Annotated in this window: 3 protein-coding genes; all 3 read right to left on the minus strand. The window is 63.2% G+C overall.

The window, feature by feature from the left end; all coding sequences use genetic code 11:
- Window positions 1-285: extracellular solute-binding protein (locus ABWU19_RS14750; RefSeq protein ID WP_435902395.1), on the minus strand; the 285-nt coding region annotated here is incomplete at its 3' end.
- Between the two features lie 2 nt (window positions 286-287).
- Window positions 288-1,229 (minus strand): ABC transporter substrate-binding protein, encoded by a 942-nt coding sequence (locus tag ABWU19_RS14755; RefSeq protein ID WP_435902396.1) that lies wholly within the window; start codon window positions 1,227-1,229, stop codon window positions 288-290.
- 79 nt (window positions 1,230-1,308) lie between these two features.
- Window positions 1,309-1,926: extracellular solute-binding protein (locus ABWU19_RS14760; protein WP_435902397.1), on the minus strand; the 618-nt coding region annotated here is incomplete at its 5' end.

Below are 1,926 nucleotides of genomic sequence, written 5' to 3' on the forward strand. Positions count from 1 at the left end.
GCCCCGCTGGCTGAGCTCCCGGAAGAACCCTTCCCCCACCAACCAGATGAGGTCGGGCTGGGGGTTTCCTGCCTCCAGCTCAGCCCGCAGCTTGGCCACCACCTCACCAGTTCCGGAGCGAAATACCCGGACCTCGATCTCCGGATGGGCCTCGTTGAAGGCTTGGGTCAGCGCCTGCACGTCAGTAAGCTGGGCCCCAGCCACATAAAGGGTGATGGGGGTCTTCTTGGCCAGCACCAGGCCCATGGTCAGGGGGAGCAACAGGTAGACCAGGATTTTCAGCACACTTACCTCCGGAGGCCGTAAAGCTCGTTGAACCGGGCCAGGGTTTCTGTGTCGGCGAAGCGGGCCCTGATCCCCGTCACCTGGGCTGGGCTTCCCTTGGGCTTAGGGGCGTCGGGCATCACTGGGTAGTAGCCCCTTTCCGAGAAGATCCGCTGGGCTTCTGGAGAGAGGAGGAAGTTTAGGAAGCGTTCCGCCAACCTCGGGTTCTTGCTCCATGTGGGGATGGCCACCGGGGTGGGCACCAGGATGGCCCCGTCCCTGGGGTAGACCACCGCCAGGGGGGCGCCCTTGGCGATCTCCTGCCGTACTCCGAAGTCCGTGGTGATGGCTAGGCCATACTCCCCCCGGGCCAGCTTCTGTTGCAGCACGGGATTGGACTGTTCAATGCGCATGCCCGCGTTTTTCAAGGCCTCGAGGTACCTGAATCCTAACCTCTCCGCAAGGGTGCCCACGGTAGCCAAGGCAGCCCCCGAGAAGTTGGGATCGGGCATGGCGATAAGCCCCCGGTAAGGAGCCTTGGTCAGGTCCCGCCAGAGGGTGGGTGCCTCCCGTACCCTCTGGGTGTTCACCGCGATGACGTTGTAAAGGAGGCGCACCTCGTAATACAGGCCCCCTCCATACGCGTACTGCACGGGGAAGCCCACCACGGTGGGGGGGATCCGGCGAAGGAGGCCCTTACCCGCAAGCTCCTTGAAAAAGTCCTCGTTGGCGAACCAGACAAGATCAGGCTGGGGGTTACCCGCCTCCAGCTCAGCCCGCAGCTTGGCCACCACCTCACCGGTCCCGGAGCGGAAGACCTGGAGTTGTACACCAGGATTTTGTCTTTTGAAGGCTTCCACCAAGGCGTTGATGTCTGTCAGGATCTCGGAGGTGTAAAGGGTCAGGCTTCCTTGGGCAAGACTCAGGCCCAAAAGGAGACCAAGGTAGGAGAGGGCTCTCTTCATGGCAGCCCCAGGCTACCCAGTACCTGTCAGAAGCAGATCAGGGGGCCCTATATGGCCCCCTTTCGGCCATACCTTTGGATCACCGGCTGCAGAAGGACTTGAGGGCCTCGTTTACCCTTTGCTGGGCCTCCCGGGTGGCCTGGCGCACTTCCTTCCGGCCCAGCACCACGGCCTGCTCTGCCTCGGCGATGATGTCCTTCACCTGTTGCAGGTTGTACACGGGAAGCTCCGCCTTGGCGTAGGCCAGCTGCTCCCGGGCGGTGAGGGCCTGGGGCCACTTCTGCACATAGTCCCGCGTGAGGGGAAGACTCCAGCTGGACCGCCTGGCGGCCACGTACCCGGAATCGATGGCCCAGCGGGCCTGAAGCTCGGGGCTGGTCATGAACTTGATGAAACGCAAGGTGGCCTCCCGCTTGGCGGGGTCCGAGCCCTTGAAGAGGTAGAAGTTGGCCCCTCCCGTGGGAACCCCGTAGCGCACCAACTTGGGCTGAAAGGCGGTGCCGAAGGCAAAGCGGGCATTATTGCGGATGAAGCCCAGGGAACCCGTGGAATGGTAGATCATGGCCACCTTGCCCGCGGCAAAATCCCCTGGGGTCGTGCCCCAGGCGATAACCCCTTCGGGACTAACCCCGTGCTTGCGGGCCAGGTCCGCCTTGAACTGCATGGCCTTGCGCACGGGGTCGGTGTCCACCAGCAC

It is taken from the genome of Meiothermus cerbereus (genome assembly GCF_051297115.1).
In the GTDB taxonomy this organism is placed as follows: domain Bacteria; phylum Deinococcota; class Deinococci; order Deinococcales; family Thermaceae; genus Meiothermus; species Meiothermus cerbereus_A.

What these genes read in the sequence shown, in the direction of transcription:
- ABWU19_RS14755 (WP_435902396.1), bottom strand. Translation starts at nt 1,229, where the DNA reads ATGAAGAGAGCCCTCTCCTACCTTGGTCTCCTTTTGGGCCTGAGTCTT.